The 20,152-nt window shown below is 69.6% G+C and carries 15 protein-coding genes; 7 read left to right on the forward strand and 8 right to left on the reverse strand.

The genetic code is table 11. The features are described 5' to 3' along the window. Positions 1-33: 33 nt before the first annotated feature. From CPH63_RS02410 to CPH63_RS02420, 3 genes are read right to left on the reverse strand one after another with little or no spacing between them, the layout of a single operon-like run. Positions 34-1,920 carry a prolyl oligopeptidase family serine peptidase gene (locus CPH63_RS02410; protein ID WP_096301409.1) on the reverse strand — a complete coding sequence of 629 codons (1,887 nt, stop codon included), beginning with the start codon at positions 1,918-1,920 and terminating at the stop codon, positions 34-36. 30 nt (positions 1,921-1,950) lie between these two features. Then, positions 1,951-3,735, reverse strand: a complete 1,785-nt coding sequence (locus CPH63_RS02415; protein ID WP_096301410.1) for an N-acetylglutaminylglutamine amidotransferase — start codon at positions 3,733-3,735, stop codon at positions 1,951-1,953. 42 nt (positions 3,736-3,777) lie between these two features. Further along, positions 3,778-6,315 (reverse strand): glutamate--cysteine ligase, encoded by a 2,538-nt coding sequence (locus CPH63_RS02420; RefSeq protein WP_172892148.1) that lies wholly within the window; start codon positions 6,313-6,315, stop codon positions 3,778-3,780. A gap of 174 nt (positions 6,316-6,489) precedes the next feature. Between CPH63_RS02420 and CPH63_RS02425 the strand changes: the two genes are divergently transcribed. After that, positions 6,490-7,965, forward strand: a complete 1,476-nt coding sequence (locus CPH63_RS02425) for an ADP-ribosylglycohydrolase family protein (RefSeq protein ID WP_197704531.1) — start codon at positions 6,490-6,492, stop codon at positions 7,963-7,965. On the opposite strand, the gene CPH63_RS02430 is transcribed toward CPH63_RS02425, so the two are convergent. After that, the gene (locus CPH63_RS02430) at positions 7,928-8,695 is read right to left on the reverse strand and encodes an IclR family transcriptional regulator (RefSeq protein WP_096301412.1); all 768 of its coding nucleotides are present in this window, start codon (positions 8,693-8,695) and stop codon (positions 7,928-7,930) included. The two genes, CPH63_RS02425 and CPH63_RS02430, sit on opposite strands and share 38 nt — an antisense overlap. A 129-nt stretch (positions 8,696-8,824) precedes the next feature. Between CPH63_RS02430 and hutU the strand changes: the two genes are divergently transcribed. From hutU to hutH, 4 genes are read left to right on the forward strand one after another with little or no spacing between them, the layout of a single operon-like run. Beyond that, the gene (gene hutU, locus CPH63_RS02435) at positions 8,825-10,480 is read left to right on the forward strand and encodes a urocanate hydratase (protein ID WP_096301413.1); all 1,656 of its coding nucleotides are present in this window, start codon (positions 8,825-8,827) and stop codon (positions 10,478-10,480) included. Between the two features lie 5 nt (positions 10,481-10,485). Continuing rightward, entirely contained in the window at positions 10,486-11,682 is a 1,197-nt protein-coding gene (locus CPH63_RS02440; protein ID WP_096301414.1) for an allantoate amidohydrolase, read from the forward strand. After that, positions 11,679-12,989, forward strand: a complete 1,311-nt coding sequence (locus CPH63_RS02445) for a formimidoylglutamate deiminase (RefSeq protein WP_096301415.1) — start codon at positions 11,679-11,681, stop codon at positions 12,987-12,989. The genes CPH63_RS02440 and CPH63_RS02445 overlap by 4 nt, the downstream gene beginning before the upstream one ends. An 11-nt stretch (positions 12,990-13,000) precedes the next feature. Continuing rightward, positions 13,001-14,554 carry a histidine ammonia-lyase gene (gene hutH, locus CPH63_RS02450; protein ID WP_096301416.1) on the forward strand — a complete coding sequence of 518 codons (1,554 nt, stop codon included), beginning with the start codon at positions 13,001-13,003 and terminating at the stop codon, positions 14,552-14,554. 31 nt (positions 14,555-14,585) lie between these two features. Here hutH and CPH63_RS02455 read toward each other — a convergent pair whose 3' ends face one another. Further along, positions 14,586-15,263: a 4'-phosphopantetheinyl transferase superfamily protein gene (locus CPH63_RS02455; RefSeq protein ID WP_096301417.1), complete on the reverse strand. Its 678-nt coding sequence runs from the start codon at positions 15,261-15,263 to the stop codon at positions 14,586-14,588. Between the two features lie 153 nt (positions 15,264-15,416). Here CPH63_RS02455 and CPH63_RS02460 point away from each other — a divergent pair, with 153 nt between their 5' ends. Together CPH63_RS02460 and CPH63_RS02465 are read left to right on the forward strand one after the other, a co-directional pair. Next, the gene (locus tag CPH63_RS02460) at positions 15,417-15,803 is read left to right on the forward strand and encodes a group 1 truncated hemoglobin (protein ID WP_096304893.1); all 387 of its coding nucleotides are present in this window, start codon (positions 15,417-15,419) and stop codon (positions 15,801-15,803) included. Between the two features lie 72 nt (positions 15,804-15,875). Beyond that, positions 15,876-17,852 (forward strand): prolyl oligopeptidase family serine peptidase, encoded by a 1,977-nt coding sequence (locus tag CPH63_RS02465; RefSeq protein ID WP_096301418.1) that lies wholly within the window; start codon positions 15,876-15,878, stop codon positions 17,850-17,852. A gap of 70 nt (positions 17,853-17,922) precedes the next feature. Here CPH63_RS02465 and CPH63_RS23360 read toward each other — a convergent pair whose 3' ends face one another. The 3 genes from CPH63_RS23360 to CPH63_RS02475 form a co-directional block, all read right to left on the reverse strand. After that, the gene (locus CPH63_RS23360; RefSeq protein ID WP_197704532.1) at positions 17,923-18,135 is read right to left on the reverse strand and encodes a lipase family protein; all 213 of its coding nucleotides are present in this window, start codon (positions 18,133-18,135) and stop codon (positions 17,923-17,925) included. A 112-nt stretch (positions 18,136-18,247) separates the two neighbouring features. Continuing rightward, positions 18,248-19,204 carry a lipase family protein gene (locus CPH63_RS23365; protein ID WP_197704533.1) on the reverse strand — a complete coding sequence of 319 codons (957 nt, stop codon included), beginning with the start codon at positions 19,202-19,204 and terminating at the stop codon, positions 18,248-18,250. A gap of 399 nt (positions 19,205-19,603) precedes the next feature. Further along, positions 19,604-20,125, reverse strand: coding sequence for a helix-turn-helix domain-containing protein (locus CPH63_RS02475; RefSeq protein ID WP_096301419.1), 522 nt, complete (start codon positions 20,123-20,125; stop codon positions 19,604-19,606). Positions 20,126-20,152: the final 27 nt, after the last annotated feature.

The raw sequence follows: 20,152 nt of genomic DNA on the forward strand, positions 1-20,152 counted from the left end.
CTGCAACCAGCGCAATCGGTTCAGCTGAACCGATCAGCGACCAGCCGCGGGTGGCGGCACGGCCAACCGCAGGGTCAGGAAGCGGGTCATCGTCTCGATGAGCTGCAGCCGCGAGGCGGGCAGCCGGTACTCATGCCCCTCGCCGGCCAGCTCCAGGTATTCGACATCCCGCCCCAGCGCCCGCAGCGACGCGACGATCTGAGTCGCCTCATTGAGCGGCACGTTGGTGTCGAACTCGCCGTGCACCACCAGCACCGGCGCCATGATCCGCCGCACATGATTGATCGGCGAGATCTGGCGCAGCAGCGCCGCGTCCGTCTTGGGATCGCCGTACTTCGTGACCGCGGCCGCCGCGATCCACGGCTCGGTGTCACGGTAGAAGGTCATCAGATCCGACATCCCGCAGATGTCCACCCCAGCCGCGAAGAGCCGGGAGAATCTAGCCAGCGCGGCCAGCGTCAGGTACCCACCGTAGGAGCGGCCGGTGACCGCGATCCGGCGGCCGTCGGCCACCCCGATCCCGGCCAGGTAGAGCGCGCTCGTCTCCACGTCGGAGATCGCATCGTGTCGCCCGTGCCGATCATCGGCGTGCACGAAGGCCCGTCCATAGCCGGACGACCCTCGAATGTTAGGGGCGAAGACGCTGATACCGGCCGCGGCCAGCGTCTGGTGCTGCGCGCTGAAGGTCGGCCGCTCCTGCGACTCCGGCCCGCCGTGCAGGCTCAGCATCGCCGGGCCGGCCTGATGGTGACCGACCGCCCGATAGAGCCAGCCGCTCAACGGCAGCCCATCATGAGCCAGGAAATGCTGCAGAGTTGGCGTCACCAGCTCAGCCTCGGGTAGGGGCGGCCGCTCGCTGACCAGGCTCCAGGTCTGCGACCCGAGGTCGAAGCGCCAGATCTCCTGCGGCCGGGTCGGAGACTGCACGCAGAAGACGACGCAGGATCCGTCCCGCGAGAGCACGCAGCCGTCGACCACCGCACCGGGAAGGTCAGGCACCGGAGTCCGCCGGCCGGACTCAACGTCCAGCAGTTCGACCTCACTACGTCCCTGGACGTTCCAGACCAGCACCATCTCCCGACCGGCGTCGTCGGCGTCGACGAAGTCGAGCTCGCCGTCCTCGCGGGCGGCCAGCAGCCCGACCTCACCGCGCTCGCCGTCGGCGTGAATCGGTATCGCCAGCAGCGCCTTCCGCGGCTGACCGGCGTCGGAGACCAGATAGGCGACCATCGCCGTCTCGTCACCGTACGGAGCCGGGCGGAGCATCCCGGCGCTCGTCGAGCCGGTCTGCGGGTAGGGCAGCAATGGATGGTCGGAATCGAGCTGCCGATCCAGCACGACACAGAACTGCGCGCCCCGCTTTCCGTCGCGCAGCAGGGCGAAACGCTCCCCGGCCGAGAGATCCAGCACGTCGACCAGCCCACCGACGGCCAGCGGCTCATGCTCGCCGGTGGTCGGATCGACGAGATCAGCCCGGCTGGAATCCCCAGTGTTTCGCGGGGCATTCGTGACGACGACCTGACGGCCATGACGCGTCCAGGGGCCGAGGGTGGCGTGATGCTCATCCGACCCCGCGACCCGCTGGGCGCCGGTTCCGTCCGGGCGAACAATCCATACCTCGGTGCGCACGCCACCGTGGGCGGCCACCGCGCAGGCCAACCATTCACCGTCGGAGGACCAGTGCACCGAGACGATCGGGTCCTCGCTCACCGGCACCCGTACGGCGCACGCAAGATCCGGCGCCGGCCCCGATGCCATCGGCTGCAGCCACACCTCGGGGCGGCCGCTGCGATCGCTGATGAAGGCGACGTGGTCGGAGTCGGGTGAGACGGTCGGCCCCCAACTTCCCCAGGCGTCGACCAACTGCTGCATCAGCCGGGCGAGGTCTGATTGCAGGTCAAGAGTGGGACGAAGAACCATCCCTAGTAGATATCCATCAGTAGATATCCATCAGTTGATATCCATCTTCTGCAGCCACATCTCCAGTAACGCCAGCTGCCACAGCGCGTTCGAGCCGAGCGTCGTGCGGGTCCGGTTAGGGTCGGCCAGCATCCGTTCGACCGGCTCCCGCTGGAAGAGCCCGCGGGCCTGCGCCGCCGGATCGGTGAGCGCCTCACGCACTCGATCCAGGTAGGGACCCTCCAACTGACGGATCGCCGGCACCGGGAAACTCCCCTTCGTCCGGTCGATCACCTCATCGGGCACCACGCCTCGGCTGGCCTGCTTCAGCACGCCCTTGCCACCGAGTTCCAGCTTCAATTCCGGGGGGATTCGCCCGGCCAGCTCGACGAATTCATGGTCCAGGAACGGCACCCGAGCCTCCAGGCCCCAGGACATCGTCATGTTGTCGACGCGCTTCACCGGATCGTCGACCAGCATGATCGTTGTGTCGTTGCGCAGCGCCGCGTCGACGGTCGTCTCGGCTCCGGGCCGGGCGAATTGAGCGGTGATGTACTCCGTCGGGGCATCGGTGTCGATCATCCACTCCGGCGAGAGCAGCTGCCCGAGCGCGGCGAAGCGGCGGTCGAAGAAGACGTTCGCGTAGGCCTCTACGGCCTCGCCCCGCGGGACTCCGAGTAGCGGTGGGTACCAGTCGTAGCCGCCGAGCACCTCATCGGCACCCTGCCCGGACTGCACCACCTTCACCTCCTGGGCCACATCCTGGCTGAGCAGGTAGAAGGCGACGCAGTCGTGGCTGACCATCGGTTCGCTCATGGCGGCGATGGCCGAGTCGATGCCCGGCAGTAGCCGCGAGGAGTCGATCGGGATGCGGTGATGCTTCGTCCCGAAGTGCCGGGCCACCAGGTCGGAGTACTCGAACTCGTCGCCGGTCTCGCCGCCGGCCGCGTCGAAGCCGATGCTGAAGGTCATCAGGTCGGTCTGCCCGGCCTCGGCCAGCAGCGCCACCACCAGGCTCGAGTCGATTCCGCCCGACAGCAGCACCCCGACCGGCACGTCAGCCACCATGCGCCGCTCGACTGCGGTACGCAGGCTCCCCAGCAGGGCCTCCTGCCAATCCCGCGAGGTGGCCCCGGCCATCGAATCGTCCCGGGCGAAGGTGGCGTCCCAGTAGACCCAGTCACTGAACGAGCCGTCCGGCGCGACCGTGCGCACCGTCGCCGGCGGGAGTTTCCGCACCCCGTTGAGGATCGTGTGCGGCGCCGGCACCACCGAGTGGAAGCTCATGTAGTACGCCAGTGCGGTCCGGTCGATTGACGTGTCGGTGCCACCGGCGGCCAGCAGCGCGGGCAGCGTCGAGGCGAACCGCAGCCGCGACGGAGTCTGGTCCAGGTAGAGCGGCTTGATGCCGAGCCGGTCACGGGCCATCACCACGACGCCGGTGCGCCGCTCCAGGATGACGAAGGCGAACATCCCCAGGAACCGCTCGACGCAGGACGGACCCCAGTGGTCGTAGGCCTTGGTGATCACTTCGGTGTCGGAGGTGGAGAAGAAACGGTAGCCGGCCGCCTCCAGCTCACCGCGCAGTTGCTTGTAGTTGTAGATGCAGCCGTTGAAGACGACGGTCAGCCCGAGGTCGGAGTCGACCAGGGGCTGGGCGCCGGCGTCGGAGAGGTCGATGATCGACAACCGCCGGTGGCCGAAGGCGACCCGGCCGTTGGCCCAGATGCCGTTGCCGTCCGGGCCCCGGGGCGCCATCTTCACGCAGATCCGCTCGACGGCGGCGGCGTCCGCGCTCTGCCCGTCGAAACGGATCTCGCCCGCTAGTCCGCACATGTCTGCTCCGCCTTGTTCGTTGCCCAGTCTGCAGTTACCCGTTCACCGATGATCGTCTTCTCCAATGATCCATGTGTCCTTCGCGCCACCACCGCGCGATGAGTTCACGACCATGCTGCCCGCCGGGGCCACCCGGGTTAACGCGAGATCGGCCACATGCGCATCCTCCGGTTCGGTTCCGGTCAGGTAGACGAAGGCCCGCAGGTCGACGTGGCGGGGCTCCAGGTTGGCACCGTTGAAGGTCGGGTGTGATGAGAGGGCCACCACCTCCTGCGCCACCCAGCGCGGCGGGTCGGCCGCCACCTCGGCCCGGCGGGCGGAGACGGCCGCCGCTGAGGCCAGCGGTCCGACCATCACGCCGCCGCCGCCGTAACCGTCAACCGGCTTGGTGACCAGCTCGCCGACCCGCTCCAGCACCGACCGGCACTCCTCCGGATCGCTGCAGCGGTAGGTCGGTACCGAGTCGAGGAGGGGCTTCTCGCCCAGGTAGTAGGCGATCAGATCGCTGACGTAGCAGTACATCGCCTTGTCGTCGGCGACGCCGTTCCCGGGCGCATTGGCCAGCCGTACCGTGTCGGCCACCGCGGCCTCCAGCAGGTCGCTGCCGATGGCCCGGCCGTCCGAGTCGACGAGGTCGAGCAGTTCGACGTCCAGCCGCAGGTAGAGCACCGCGATCTCGGCTCCGGTCGGGACGTAGACGACCCGCCCGTCGACGACCTCCAGCTGCTCCGGGGTGGCCAGCAGTAGTTCGGCCCGCTCGGCCAGCAGCCGATGTTCGAAGAAAGCCGAGTTCCCGGCACCGTCGGAGAGCAGGGCCAGCGTCCCGGTGGCACCGGGGGCGGCACAGGCCTGCAGGCAACTGCGGAGCAGAGCGGGCAGGCTGGCCGGTGCGAGCAGGTGCTCCGGACGGGGTAGCCCCGGCACGACGACGTCCATCAGCTCACGGATCGCCAACGCAAAGCCGGCCCCGGACGGGACCCGTACGTTGTCCTCCAGCACCCGCCAGGCCCCGAGCTCGTTGCGCACCAGATCGAAACCCTGCACCGGTGCCCGGAGCACCCCTCGGGGCAGCCGCCGGGCCTCCTCGCGCCAGCCGATCGCGCCGCGCACCACGTCGCTGGGCAGCACCGCCTCGTCCAGCACCTTCTCATCGCTGTAGATGTCCTGCAGGAACGCCTCGATGGCCCGGGCCCGCTGAGCCAGGCCGGCCCGCAGCGCCGTCCATTCGTGAGCCGGGATCACCCGGGGCAGCAGGTCGACCGGGAAGGGACGATGGCCGCCGTCGACGCCGAAGGTCATCCCCTGCGCGACTGACCACTCGTCCCGCTGGGCCGCCTGCTCGGCCGCCTCGGAGAGCGTCGTCTGCTCCAGCTCCTTCAGCACCTCGCGGTAGGGCGGGCGCGGCTCGCCCGAGGCCATGAAGACCTCGTCACCGGCGCGGGCCGGGTAGCGCCGGATCCCCTTGCGGGCCCGGGCCGAGTCCTCGATGGTGCCGTGCGTCTCGCCGACCACCTGGTCGACCACGTCCGACATCCGGCCGTGCTCGGCAAAGGCCGCGCGCTGCCGGTCGGCGGAGTTACCGCGAATCAGCGTCGCCTCGGCGAGCTCCACGACGGTGCTCCAATCCCCGAGCTCCTCGAGGTGTGGGCGGAGCCGGTTCACCAGCGCCCGCACCACCTGCGCCGCCGGGACCGGCTGCGGACGTGGGCTGTTGTCGAGCAGATCGCCAGCCAGCCCGCTGCGGGCGGCGCGCCACATCGCGGCCCGGTGCAGCGGTGCCGGAAGCGGGACGATCGGCTCGCCGGCGATCGCCGCCGCTTGGGCCTCGGCGACCAGACCGCGGAAGAGCCCGGCGATGAGCACTGCGTCGTCGACGATCGGGCAGCCGTCGCAGACCCGCAGCTCGATCGTCGGCACGTGCGAGGACGGCCGGACGTCGAAGTAGGCCATCTTGGCGTCGGCGATGACGCCGGAGCTGATCAGGTCGGAGACCAGATCGTCGTACTGGCTGGCCGAGGTGAGCTCACCGAAGGTCCCGGCGGTGGGCCAGCGCTGCCAGATGATGGTGCGGATGCTCGCGTAGCCGGTGTCGGTACCGTGCCAGAACGGCGAGCTGGCCGAGAGCGAGAGCAGGGTGGGGAGGTCGCGGCTGACGCGCTGGGCCACGCTCACGGCGACGTCCCGGTCGGCCAGCCCGACGTGCACCTGGGTGCCGCAGATGAGCTGCTCGTCGACCAGTAGCCGGTACTCCTCCTGCATCCGTCCGAAACGCCCGGTGGCGGTGAGCTCGAAGTCGTCGGCCGAGGAGAGCGGCGCTGTGCCGACCGCGGCGACCCCTAGACCCTCCGACCCGACGACGCTGATCAGCTCCCGGCGCAACCGCACGATCTCGGAGTGCAGCTCGTCCAGGGTGGTGCAGACCTCGGTGTTCGTCTCGATGGTGCTGCGCTGCAGTTCAGCCGAGAAGCTCTCCGCGGGCAGGCGCGCCAGCAGTTGCGGCGCGCGGGGCACGAGGAGTGAGGTTTCCAGGTCGACGACGTGAAGCTCTTCCTCGACACCCAGGGTCAGAGATGAAGTCACACCTTCAGTATGTCGAGGTTTGTTGCACCCAGGTGTCTGCGGCGGGTAAACCCGAGGCTGCACCGGCCGTACTTAGATAGGTAACCTGTCAATCACTGTGACTTGCGACCTAATTCATCAAGACTTCGGGTCAGGTTTCTGTTAAACATTGACACCGACGTTGGAGGTCGTGGCGTGACGCGCTTGAGCAGTGCACAGCTGGATCGCGCCGTCGGCGTGCTGCTGGGCAGCGCTGCCGGCGACGCCCTCGGCGCACCCTATGAGTTCCATCCGCCCCGCGCGGCGGCCGAGTCGATCGCCATGATCGGCGGTGGCACCTTCGGCTGGGAGCGCGGCGAGTGGACCGACGACACCTCGATGGGACTGGTGCTGGCCCAGGTCGCCGCCTCCGGGGCCGATCTGGCCGGCGACGACGCCCAGGACCGGATCGCCAACGCCTGGTACCGGTGGGCTCAGAAGGCGCCGGACGTGGGCGCGCAGACCCGCAGCGTGCTCAACTCGGCCTATCACGCAGCCCGCGAGGCGCTCACTCCACTGCGGGCCTCGCACCTGCGGATTGCCGCCGACGAGCACCACAAGCAGTCCGGGCGCTCCGGCGGAAATGGCTCGCTGATGCGCACCGCCGTCGTTGCACTGGCCTACCTGCACGACGAGGACAAGCTCTTCGAGGTGGCCCAGTCACTGAGCCACCTGACCCATCACGACGACGAGGCGGCGGAGGCTTGCGCGCTCTGGTGCCTGGCCGTCCGTCACGCCGTGCTCTGCGGCTCGCTGAACATCCGCCGTGGCCTCTCCCGCCTCTCCACCACCCGCCGCGAGGTCTGGCTGGCCCGGATCGAGGCCGCCGAGATCACCCTTCCGGCCGACTTCGAAGAGAACGGCTGGGTCGTCGAGGCCTTCCAGGCCGCCTGGTCGGCGATCTCGCACACTGGTGTCCCGATGGAGAACCCGTCCGAGCGCACCTTCCGCGTTCAGCACCTGGCCCGGGCGATCGAGCTCGCGGCGCGTAGCGGCAATGACACCGACACGATTGCCGCGATCGCCGGTGGCCTGGTCGGAGCGGCCTATGGCGGCTCGGCCGTCCCCGCCGAGTGGCGGCGGCTGCTGCACGGCTGGCCGGGGCTACGCGAGCGGGACCTGACCCGGCTGGCCGTCCTCATCACCCGCGACGGCGACGACTCGCCGGAGCACTGGCCGAACCGGCCGCACCTGCAGTACCCGGGGCCGGCGGCGGCCGAGGCGATCAGCGCCCACCCCTACGACGACGATCTGCTCATCGGCGGCTTCGACGCGCTGCACCATCTCCCCTTCGGCGTGGAGGCGATCGTCTCGCTCTGCCGGGTCGGTCGCGAGGACATCCCCGAGCTGATCGCACCCGAGGACCACGTCGAGATGTGGATCGTGGAGAGCGACGCCCGGGTAGAGAACCCGAACCTGGCCTTCGTCCTCGACGACGCGGCCCGGGTGATCACCCAACTTCGCAGCGAGGGCAAGCGCGTCTACCTGCACGGAATCGGCGCGGGCGGGGTTGCCTGCGAGGTCGCGGCCCGCTACGGCGCCGACCGGCGGGACGTGACCCCGGCCGAGGCGCTGACGGCCGTGCTGGAGTCGGTCAGCCACTCAGCCGCTGGGTCAATCGCGCTGCGGTGAGCTGAGTCTGACGGATCAGCGCCGCCCGTCGCTGCTGGTTCACCTCCACCTGGGGATAGGTCACCGCGACCGCGGCCAGCGGATGACGATTGTGGTCCAGCACCGCTGCGGCCACGGAGGCGAAACCCTCGGTTATCTCCCCTGATTCGCTGGCGACTCCGTCTCGGCGCACGCCGACCAGCAGCTGTTTGAGGGCCGAGATGGTCTGCGGCTGGGTAGCCGCCGGCGTCTCCCGCCAGCTCACGAAGGCGGCCGCGTCCGGGAAGAGCGCCCGCACCTGGGTGGCCGGCAGCGCGGCCAGCACCGCGCGCCCGCTGGCGGTCAGGTGAGCCGGCAGGCGCACCCCGACGTCGGTGATGAGGGGTGCTCGCCCGGGTGCCCGCTCCTCCAGTACGTAGACGACATCGCGTCCGTGCAGCACGGCCAGATGGGCGCTGTGACCGGTGCGGTCGACGAGTCGAGCCAGCGGCACCCGGGCCAACCGCTGCAGCGGGGCCTGCCGGCTGTAGCCACTGGCCAGTTCGTAGGCGCGAACCCCGAGGGCGTAGCGCCGCTCCTCGCTCAGGTGCAGCACGAAGCCGGATTCGCAGAGGGTGTTCAGCAGGTGGTAGGTACTCGATCGCGGCAGTTTCAGCTCCCGGGCGAGCACCGCGGCCGGCACCGGGCCGGCCTGCTCGGAGAGCAGTTGCAGTATCTGCAGCACATGCGTCGCCGCCGGAACCTGCTTCACCGCTCGGAGCCTAGTCGTTGGAGCCTAGTCGCGCAGTGTCTCGGATACCAGACACCGGGCGCGCCGCGGCCCTGGCGTTTCCGGCCGGGAGCGAGTGTGATGGATAGACCGGACCGAAGGAGAAGCAGCATGGATGGCGCCCGTTCCGTACGCGCAGCCCGCGGCACGACCCTCACCGCCCGCTCCTGGCAGACCGAGGCCCCGCTGCGGATGCTGATGAACAACCTCGACCCGGAGAACGCCGAACGCCCCGACGACCTGGTCGTCTACGGCGGCACCGGGCGGGCGGCCCGCAGCTGGCCGGCCTTCGACGCGATGGTGCGCACCCTGACCACCCTCAAGCAGGACGAGACGATGCTGGTGCAGTCCGGTAAGCCGGTCGGCGTCATGCAGACGCACGAGTGGGCGCCGCGGGTGCTGATCGCCAACTCGAATCTGGTCGGCGACTGGTCGACCTGGCCGGAGTTCCGCCGGCTGGAGAAGCTCGGGCTCACCATGTACGGGCAGATGACGGCCGGCTCCTGGATCTACATCGGCACCCAGGGCATCCTGCAGGGGACGTATGAGACGTTCGCCGCGGTGGCCGCCAAACGCTTCAACGGCACGCTCGCCGGCACCCTCACGGTCACCGGCGGCTGCGGTGGCATGGGTGGCGCGCAGCCACTGGCCGTCACCATGAACGACGGCGTCTGCCTCATCATCGACGTCGATGAGACCCGGCTGCGGCGCCGGGTCGAACACCGGTACCTGGACGAACTGGCCGAGAACCTCGACGACGCGACCGCTCGCTGCCTGGCCGCCAAAGGCGAGCGGCGCGCCCTCTCGGTGGGACTGGTCGGTAACTGCGCGACGGTGCTACCGCAGCTGCTGACCCGGGGTGTGGCGATCGACATCGTCACCGACCAGACCTCGGCCCATGACCCGCTGGCCTACCTGCCCGAGGGGATCGACGTCGACGACTGGCGCGACTACGCCGACCGCAAGCCCGAGGAGTTCACCGACCGGGCGCAGGCCTCAATGGCCAAGCACGTCGAGGCGATGGTCGGCTTCCAGGACGCCGGAGCCGAGGTCTTCGACTACGGCAACTCGATCCGCGACGAGGCCCGCAAGGGTGGCTACCAGCGCGCCTTCGACTTCCCGGGTTTCGTGCCGGCCTACATTCGCCCTTTGTTCTGCGAGGGAAAGGGGCCGTTCCGCTGGGCCGCGCTCTCGGGCGATCCGAAGGACATCCACGCCACCGACCGGGCCGTCCTCGACCTCTTCCCGGACAACGATCACCTGCACCGGTGGATCCGCGGCGCCCAGGAGAAGGTCGCGTTCCAGGGGCTGCCGGCCCGGATCTGCTGGCTCGGCTACGGCGAGCGGGACAAGGCCGGCGAGCGCTTCAACGAGATGGTGGCCAGCGGTGAACTCAGTGCGCCGCTGGTGATCGGGCGCGACCACCTGGACGCCGGCTCAGTCGCGTCGCCGTACCGCGAGACCGAGGCGATGGCCGACGGCTCCGATGCGATCGCCGACTGGCCGCTGCTGAATGCCCTGGTAAACACGGCTAGTGGGGCCACCTGGGTCTCGATTCACCACGGCGGCGGGGTGGGGATCGGTCGCTCCCTGCACGCCGGCCAGGTCACCGTCGCCGACGGAACGGCGCTGGCCGGCGAGAAGCTGCGCCGCGTGCTGACCAACGACCCGGGCATGGGCGTCATCCGGCACGTCGACGCCGGGTACGAGATCGCCTCCGAGGTGGCTGCTGAGCGGGGCGTCCGCATCCCGATGCAGGAGAGCTGACGCGCTTGCCCGTCTTCGACAATCTCTGGAGTGAACTCGCACCGATCGGCCGTCACGCCGCCACCGGGGGGTACCGGCGCTTCGCCTGGACGAGCGAAGATGCCGTATTACGCGAGTGGTTCGCCTCGCACGCGGCGGCCCGCGGCTTGGACCTGACCCTGGATCGGGCCGGGAACCAGTGGGCCTGGTGGGGCGATCCGGATGCCGCGGTGGCCGCCGGTGATCCCGGCGTGGTGATCGGATCGCACCTGGACTCGGTCCCCGACGGTGGTGCCTTCGACGGACCCCTGGGCGTGGTCTCCGCCTTCGCCGCCGTCGACGCGCTGCGCGCGGATGGCTTCACCCCCGCCCGCCCGGTCGGGGTGGTGAACTTCGGCGACGAGGAGGGGGCGCGCTTCGGGGTGGCCTGCGCCGGTTCCCGGATCATCTGTGGCGCATTGGCCGGCGAGCGGGCCCGCGGCCTGCGTGACGGCGCGGGCGTCACGATGGCCGAGGCCATGCAGCATTCCGGTTTCGCACCGTCATCGATCGGCCCGGACGCGGAGACCCTCGCTCGGATAGGGACATTCGTCGAACTGCACGTCGAGCAGGGACGCGCCCTGGTCGACCTCGACGCACCGGTCGGGCTGGCCTCCTCCATCTGGCCGCATGGGCGGTGGCGGCTGGACTTGCTGGGTGAGGCGAACCATGCCGGCACCACCCGCCTCGTCGATCGCCGGGACCCGATGCTGAACCTGGCCGCGGTGATCCAAGCGGCCCGCAGTGCCGCGGAGCGCTACGGGGCGGTCGCGACCGTCGGCAAGGTTCGGGTCGAGCCGAACGGGGTGAACGCCATCGCCTCTGCGGTGACGGCCTGGCTGGATGCCCGCGGCCCGCACGAAGACGACGTCCGGCGCATCGCCGAAGTGGTGGCGGCGGCCGGCGGGGTGGCGGCGATCGAGGAGTCTTTTACCGGCGATACGGGCTTCGACGCCCCGCTGCGTGACCGGTTGAGCGGCGCGCTGGGCTCGCAACTGCCGGTGCTGGCGACCGGGGCCGGTCACGACGCCGGCATCCTGGCTAGCGCCGGGATCCCCACCGCGATGCTCTTCGTCCGCAACCCGACCGGGGTCTCGCACTCACCGGCCGAGTACGCCGAACTCGACGACTGCCACGCCGGGGTCGCGGCGCTGACGGGCGCGGTCCGGGAGCTGGCCTCATGACGAACTGGTGGTGCGAATACGCCTATCTACCAACGGGTCTGGCCCGCGACGTCCGCCTCGAGGTCCGCGACGGTCGGTATGCGGCGATCACCCCGAACTCCTCACCCGACGCCGCCTCCATCTTCGCCGGACTGGCACTGCCCGGCTTCGCCAACGCCCACAGCCATGCCTTCCACCGCGCGCTACGCGGACGCACGCACGACGGTGGCGGCACGTTCTGGACCTGGCGGGAACGGATGTACCAGGTGGCCCAGCGTCTGAACCCGGACACATACCTGGCGCTGGCCCGGGCCACCTACGCCGAGATGGCGCTGGCCGGCATCACCGGTGTCGGCGAGTTTCACTACCTGCATCACGGCCCGGGTGGCTCCCGCTACGACGACCCCAACGCGATGGGTCACGCGCTCATCCAGGCCGCCCGCGACGCCGGCATTCGCCTGACGCTGTTGGACACCTGCTACCTCGCCGGCGGCCTCGACGGCGGCGGCCACACTGGGTTGAACGAGGTGCAGCAGCGCTTCTCCGACGGGACGGTGGAGAGGTGGGAGGCCCGAGTCAGCCAGCTGGAGGCGACCGAGCAGCTCCGAATCGGCGTGGGGATCCACTCCGTCCGGGCCGTCCCGCAGCAGGACCTGGCGGCCATCGCCCGGGCGGCGGGCGGCCGGCCGTTACATTTTCACCTCTCCGAACAGCCGGCCGAGAATGAGGCGACCCTGGCGTTCTACGGTCAGACCCCGACCGAGCTCCTGGACGGGGAGTCGGCGCTCGGTCCGAACAGCACCGCCGTGCACGCGACCCACCTCACCGCAGCGGATATCAAGCGGCTCGGCGCCACGCACACCACCGCCTGCTTCTGCCCCACCACCGAGCGGGACCTGGCCGACGGCATCGGGCCGGCCCGCGCACTGGCCGACGCCGGCTCACCGCTGAGCCTGGGCAGCGATCAGCACGCGGTGATCGACCTGTTGGAGGAGGCCCGGACGCTGGAACTCCATGAGCGGCTGGCCAGCAATGAACGTGGACGCTTCACCCTGCCCCAGCTGCAGGCCGCCCTCACCGCACACGCCGGCATCGGTTTCGACGACGCCGGGGCGCTAGCCGTCGGGCAGCGGGCCGACCTGGTCACCGTCGATCTCAACTCGACCCGCACCGCCGGCGTCGACCCGGCTCAGCTGATCTTCGCCGCCACCGCGGCCGACATCCGCGACGTCTGCGTGGACGGCCGGCGCATCGTCACCGGCGGCCAGCACATCCTCGGCGACGTCGGGGCCCTACTGCGCCGCGCCATCGATCCCCTTTACGAATAGGACATCCAGCCATGACCCCCGGTAAGACAGCCAGCGTCGTCCTGACCCAGCAGGCCCTCACCCTCGACGAGGTGGTGGACGTGGCCCGGCACGGCGCGCCGGTGCAGATCGAGCACGGTGCCCGCGTCGGGATCCGGGCCGCCCGGCACGCGGTCGAGACTCTCGGCGCCGGTGACACGCCGATCTACGGTGTCTCCACCGGTTTCGGGGCGCTCGCCTCGACCCGGATCTCAGCTGATCAGCGGGAGGACCTGCAGAAAGCGCTCGTCCGCTCGCATGCCGCCGGCTCTGGCCCCGAGGTCGAGCGGGAGGTCGTTCGCGCCCTCATGCTGCTGCGGCTGCACACCTTCGTCACCGGCCACACCGGCGTGACCGAGACCACCGTCGACGCCTACGCCGCCCTCCTCAACGCCGGAATCACTCCGGTGGTGCGCGAGTACGGCTCGCTGGGCTGCTCCGGTGACCTCGCCCCGCTGGCCACCTGCGCGCTGGCCGCCACCGGCGAGGGCGAGGTGCGCGACGCGACGGGCGCGCTGATGCCGGCCGCCCAGGCGCTGGCCGCCGCCGGGATCACCCCGGTGACGCTGGTGGCCAAGGAGGGTCTGGCCCTGATCAACGGTACCGACGGGATGCTCGGCATGCTCTGCCTGGCCCTTATCGACCTGGCCCGGCTGGCCAAGATCGCCGACATCTCGGCCGCCATGAGTGTCGAGGCGCTGCTCGGCACGGATCGGGTCTTCGCGGCCGACATCCAAGCGCTGCGACCACACCCCGGGCAGGCCGATTCGGCGGCCAACCTCCGCGCCCTGCTCGCGGGTTCGCAGATCATGCAGAGCCACCGCGGCGAGGACTGCAGCGTGGTGCAGGATGCCTACTCGCTGCGCTGCGCCCCCCAGGTGGCCGGCGCCTTCCGCGACACCGCGAGCTACGCCCGGCAGGTGGCCGAGCGGGAACTGGCCAGCGCGATCGACAACCCGGCGGTCCTCTCCGATCAGCGCATCGAGAGCAACGGCAACTTCCACGGCGCGCCGGTCGGATACGTCCTCGACTTCCTGGCCATCGCGGTGGCCGACCTCGCCTCCATCTCCGAACGACGCACCGACCGGATGCTCGACCCGGCGCGCTCCCACGGCCTCCCCGCGTTCCTGGCCGGCAACCCCGGCGTCGACTCCGGGCTGATGATCGCGCAGTACACCCAGGCTGCCCTGGTCAGCGAGCTAAAGCGTTTAGCTGCTCCGGCGAGCGTCGACTCGATCCCCTCCTCGGCGATGCAGGAGGACCACGTCTCGATGGGCTGGTCGGCCGCCCGCAAACTGCGCAAGGGCATCGACGCGCTGCAGCGCGTGCTGGCCATCGAGGTCCTCACCTCGACCCGGGCCCTGGAACTGCGGCAGCCGCTGCTGCCCTCACCCGCTTCGACCGCGGTGCTGAGCGCGCTGCGCGAGACCGTCGCCGGCATCGGCCCGGACCGCTGGCTCACCCCCGAGATCGAGGCCGCGGTGGCCGCCGTGGAGTCCGGCCAGATCCTCGACGCCGCACAGGGAGCCGTCGGGCCACTGCACTAGCTAAGCCAGCTAGCCATCGCGAATGCGCCGCCTAGCCGAGCGAGAAGGAGCGTGGCAGTACCCGCTCGGTCCCACCCGCTCCGGCGATGGCCGCCGAGGCCCAATACCCCTCCGGAACTTCGACGTTGACGAAGCTCCACCCCGACGGGAGGGCCTCCTCCGGCGCCCCGGCCATCCCGGTGTAGTGACTGGCCAGCCCACCGGCCATCCCGATTCCGGTGGCCTTCAGGTAGGCCTCCTTGCGAGTCCAGCAGTCCAGGAACAGCTCCTCGGTCGGGGCGGAGCGGAGCATCTCACGCTCCATCGGATGCAACCGGCTGATGACTCCGCTGCGATCGCGCCCCGGCCGGGCGCGTTCCACGTCGACCCCGACCGGCCGGTCGGCCACGGCGATCAGCACCGCGTCGCCGGAGTGGGTGAGCGAGAACTGCGGCCCGGCGCCAGCCAGGATGGGCCGGCCGTGGTCACCCCCACACCCCGGGCACTTGTCCCGCGCGAAGACCAGCCGCTGCGGCTCGACGCCCACGTATCCGGCCAGCACCGAGCGCAGGGCCACGTGGGCGGTGAGATAGCGGTCAGCCATCTCAGCCGTCGAAATCGCAGCGAGGCGGCGCTGCTCAGCCTCGTCGAGTACGCCGGCCAGCGTGGTTGCGGCCTCGGTCGAGGTGGCTACATCGAGAAGCCAGAGATGAAGTGGGGCGTGACTCATCGCGCCTGCTCACCGGCGACGAACTCGCGATGTGCGCAGAACGTAGCCTGCTCGTCACTGCGGCTCTTCGAAATCGAAACATGCCGTTCGTAACGTCCGCCGTCTACATCAACTGAAGGGGCTTGGACGTTGAGCGGGAATTTGAGCGGGCACGTGAGCATCTACGACTCCATCGGTGGCGCCCCCGCGGTGCAGGCCACGGTCGACGAGTTCTACCGGCGGGTGCTGGCAGATCCTACGCTCGCCCCGATCTTCGCGGACTCGGATATACAGCGTTTGAAGGCTCATCAACGCTCCTTCATCGCCGCCGCGGTGGGCGGTCCGGAGATCTTCGCCGGCCGCGACCTCGGCGCCGCCCACGCCGGGCTGGAGATCTCCGACGCCGACTTCGACGCGGTGGTGGCTCATCTGGTCGATACGCTCACCAGCCTCGGCGTCTCGGACTCCGCCATCGGCGAGATCGGCGCCAAGCTACTCCCGCTGCGTTCGACGATCGTCAACGCGCCGACGGTCACTCACCTGCGGCACGTCCGGACCTGAGCCGGGTCGCTCCGCCGGCCGGCGCCAAGCTCCGCCGCCTGCCACGATTCCGCGGCCTGCCACGATGGAGGGATGACGACGACATCCCCCTATGGCAGCTGGCACTCTCCGATCTCCGCCGCCGACCTGGCCGCCGGTGAACATCCGGTCGACGGCAGCGCCTTCGCGGGCGGGGCGGGCGGCGCCGACGTCTGGTGGTCCGAACTGCGCAGCGACGAGGGCGGTCGCTACGCGGTGCGCCGCAGCGGCCCCGACGGCCAGCCGATCGACGTCCTGCCGCCACCCTGGAACGCCCGCACCCGGGTTCACGAATACGGCGGCGCAGCCTGGGCCGTTACGGCCGACGGCGTGCTCGTCTTCGCCGAGTTCAGCGATCAGCGCCTCTACCGCCTCGATCCGGGCAGCAACCAACCGCGTCCGCTGACCCCGTCCTCGGAGCAGGCGGCACTGCGCTACGCCGAAGTGCAGTTCGACCCGGCCGGTCGGGAGGTGCGCTGCATTCGCGAGACCCACCGCGATGGACAGGTGCGCCGCGACCTCGTCGCCGTGCCCCTCGACGGCAGCGCCGCCACCGATCCGGACCAGATCCGCTCCATCGTCGCCGGCTCGCATTTTCTGGCCGCCGCCCGCTTCTCACCAGATGACAGCCAGCTGGCCTGGCTGGCCTGGGACCACCCGCAGATGCCGTGGGACGGCTGCGAACTCCGCGTCGGGCGAATCGACGGCGACGGCCGCTGCACCGAGTGGACGACGATGCTGGGGTCGCGCACTGAGGCGGTGCTGCAGCCGGAGTGGATCGACGAGCAGCGCCTCTACGTGATCAGCGATCAGACCGGTTGGTGGAATCTCTACCGCCTCACCCAGCCGGCGGCCGGCGCCGGGGAGGCCCCGCGACTCGAGGCGCTCTGCGAGATGGCGGCCGACTTCGGCGCCCCACTCTGGCAGTTCGGTGCCCGCTGGTACCAGGCGCTGCCGGACGGCCGTCTCCTCACCGTCCGCACCTTCGGCCTGGACACACTGGGCATTCTGGACCCGCAGACGGGCGAGCTGACCGATCTCGACACCGGCGATCTCACCACCCTGCGGTTCGGACAGTTGAAGGGTGACGAGGTGCTGCTGCGCGGCGGTGGAGCCCGCACTCCGCACGGCCTGCGTCGGTACAACCTCAGCACCCGGCAGTTGACGGATGTGCGGCTCAGCGTTGACGGGCTGCCGCCCGCCGAATACCTTCCGCCCTCCTCTGCGATGACCTTTCACGCAGCCGACGGCCGTGAGGTGCACGCCTTCGTCTACCCACCGAGCAACCCTGACTTCGCCGCGCCCGAGGGTGAGCTGCCGCCCTTCGTCGCACTCGTGCACGGTGGTCCGACGGCTCATGTGGCCGGCATGTTGAATCTGGGCGCCGCCTACTTCACCAGTCGCGGAATCGGCGTCGTCGACGTCAACTACGGCGGCTCCAGTGGCTACGGGCGGGCCTACCGCGAGCGCCTGCGCGGTCAGTGGGGCATCGTCGACGTCCAGGACGTGGTTGCCGCCGCGCAGGGGCTGGCCGACGCGGGTCTGGCCGATGGCCGTCGGCTGGCCATTCAGGGCGGCTCGGCCGGCGGGTGGACGGTGCTCTCAGCCCTCACCCAGACCGACGCCTTCGCCTGTGGGGCCTCCTACTTCGGCGTCGCCGAGCTACTGCAGTTCGCCGAGGAGACCCATGATTTCGAGTCCCGTTACCTGGACGGGCTCATCGGCCCGCTGCCCGAGGCTCGGGCGCTCTATGAGAGCCGGGCGCCGCTGAACAACGTGGACGGCCTCTCCTGCCCGGTGCTGCTCCTGCAGGGATTGGACGATCCGGTCGTGCCGCCCTCGCAGGCCGAGCGGTTCCGCGATGCGTTGGTGGCCAAGGGCCTGCCGCACGCGTACCTGGCCTACGAGGGCGAGTCGCACGGGTTCCGGAAGAAGGAGACGATCGTTCACTCCCACGAGGCGGAGCTCTCCTTCTACGGGCAGGTGATGGGCTTCGTCCCGGCGGATGTGCCGGTGCTACCCCTCAGCTGACCGAGACTGTCCGGCCGATTCTGACCCCACGAGGTGACCAGAACCGGCCGGGACAATCAGGTGGTGCCGTTTAGCAGCCGCTGCTGCTGGCGGACACGCCGTTGAAGCGATCAGTGAGGAACTTGACCACGTCGCCAATGGCGCCGTTGTCGGTGGTGAGGTGCTCACTGAAATAGTTGTTCCGGTACTGCGTGGTGATACCCGAGGCACAGTAGGCCTTGGCCGTGGCGTCCTCGGTCTGGGTGTTGATGACCTCTTCGAGCGCACCGCGGTACTGGTACACCGGGAAGCTGACCGTGTACTTGGCGCCCGATCCCGGCTTGCCGATGCTGACGCCCAGCTTCGATGAGTCCAGGAACTGGCCGACGGTGTAGCCCGACGGGTCGGCGACCGCGTTAGAGCTGGGTCAGGCTGAGCCCGGCCGTGGTGTAGCTCTCGATCTTCTGGCCGGCGACGGCGGCGAGCGTACCGAGCAGGCAGGTGGTCTTCAGCTGCGCGATGGCACTTGCCCCGGTCGCGTTGATGAGACTGTTCACCGGGAAGCTCGGGTGCGCGGTGATGGTGCCGATGACGGCGTCACCCAGGAACCCGAAGAACGCACCGCCGTTGAGCTGCGAGGCGGTGAGCTTGAGATCTCCCGGCACGCCACCGGCGGCGTCGCCGGCGACCTGCAGCTCAGGTGCGTAGCTCGCGGCCAGCTGTGCGGCCCAGAGGGAGGCCTGGCCGCCCTCGGAGTAACCCCAGATGCCGACCTTGGTGCTCGAGACGAGACCGGCCGAGGGAACCTGGAACGCGGTGCGGGCGACGTCGAGAAGCGCGTGTCCGGCGTCGGTTCCGTTGACGTAGGGGTGCACCTGGCCATTGAGGTAGCCGATGCCGTCGGTGGCGGCGACCGCGATGCCGGCCTTGAGCAGGGCGCTGATGTTGTCACCCTCGTACTCGTCCTGGAAGGCGCCGGCGAGCTGCTTGGAGAAGGCGCACTGTGGGCCGATGCCGAGCGTGCCCGGGTTGAAGGCGACGACCGGGCGGGTGCCCTTTCCGGTCCAGGCTGCCGTCGGAACGGCGATGGTGCCGGAGACCGCGACCCGGGCTCCGTTGACGTCGGTGGAGGCGTACTGAACCTGCCAGGCCTTCATCGGGACGCTGTTCGGAACCTGGCTCAGGGTGACTGAGCGGCAGGCCAACAGCGTTCCGTTGGCCGCGGTGATGCTCGACGGCGCTGTGTAGATGTCGTTCGCGGACGCCGAGCATCCGGTCAGCGCCGAAGCGGCCGAACCGGTGGTAGCGATCGCGGTGGTGACGCCGATACCACAGGCGATCACCGCAATCGACGCAACTAACTTCTTTCTCATAGACCATCCCAGTTGGTTTAGAGAGTGGGCCGCGAACACATTTTGTTCGCGGATGGAATTGCGACAGCAGACGAATACATGCCGTACTGCATGCCACGCTGGGGAGTATTTACGCAAAGTTACCGGCGAGTCAACAAGTTCCACAAAATCCGCGCACTTTGGGGTGATTTCCACGGTTAGCGGCTTATTGTGTCCGTATTTTGGGGGCCTTGCAGGGGCTCACGACGCCCCTCGGAAGCACCCCGGCCAGTCGCGAACCCAGAATTCGACGCTATTAACACTTCGTCTGATAAGCCGCCGTTTCAGACTGTTGACAGTCTGTCTCATAAATTTTCGGCAGCCACTACCCGCGACGATTCCTCCTGGACAAGCGGGATGATTTTGACCGGTCGGAGTTGGCTAATCGCTTGAGCCGACGCCCGGCCGACGGGCGGCGGCGGAGACCTCGCTGATCCCCACCTGATGTCCGGCGGCGCAGCGGACCTCGACGGCGATCGGTTGGCCGCACCCGGCGTGGGTGAGCTCAATCGGACCGCCATCCTCGGCGACGTACTTGTCCCCCCACTGCATCATCGCGAGAGCGACCGGGAAGAGGTCGCGCCCGGCGTCAGTGAGGACGTACTCGAACCGGGTCCGCTGGCCGGGCTCGCGGTACGGGACGCGCGTCAGCAGGCCGGCCGCGACCAACTCCTTGAGGCGGGCGGAGGCGACCGCTTCGGTGATCCCGACGCGGCGGGCGAAGTCGTCGAAGCGGGTAGTGCCGTAGAACGCCTCGCGCATCAGCAGCAGCGCCGAGCGGGTGCCGACGACACCGATGGCCCGATCCAGCGAGCAGCGACCGGGAGCCGGCCAGCGATCCCGACGGGCCAGCCCACCCTGCAACTGCACGACCGGATTCGATTGGTCGGCGGTCCTCTCCATGCGGTCACTTTACCTCGCTGACTTGCA

This window comes from Jatrophihabitans sp. GAS493 (assembly GCF_900230215.1).
GTDB lineage: Bacteria > Actinomycetota > Actinomycetes > Mycobacteriales > Jatrophihabitantaceae > MT45.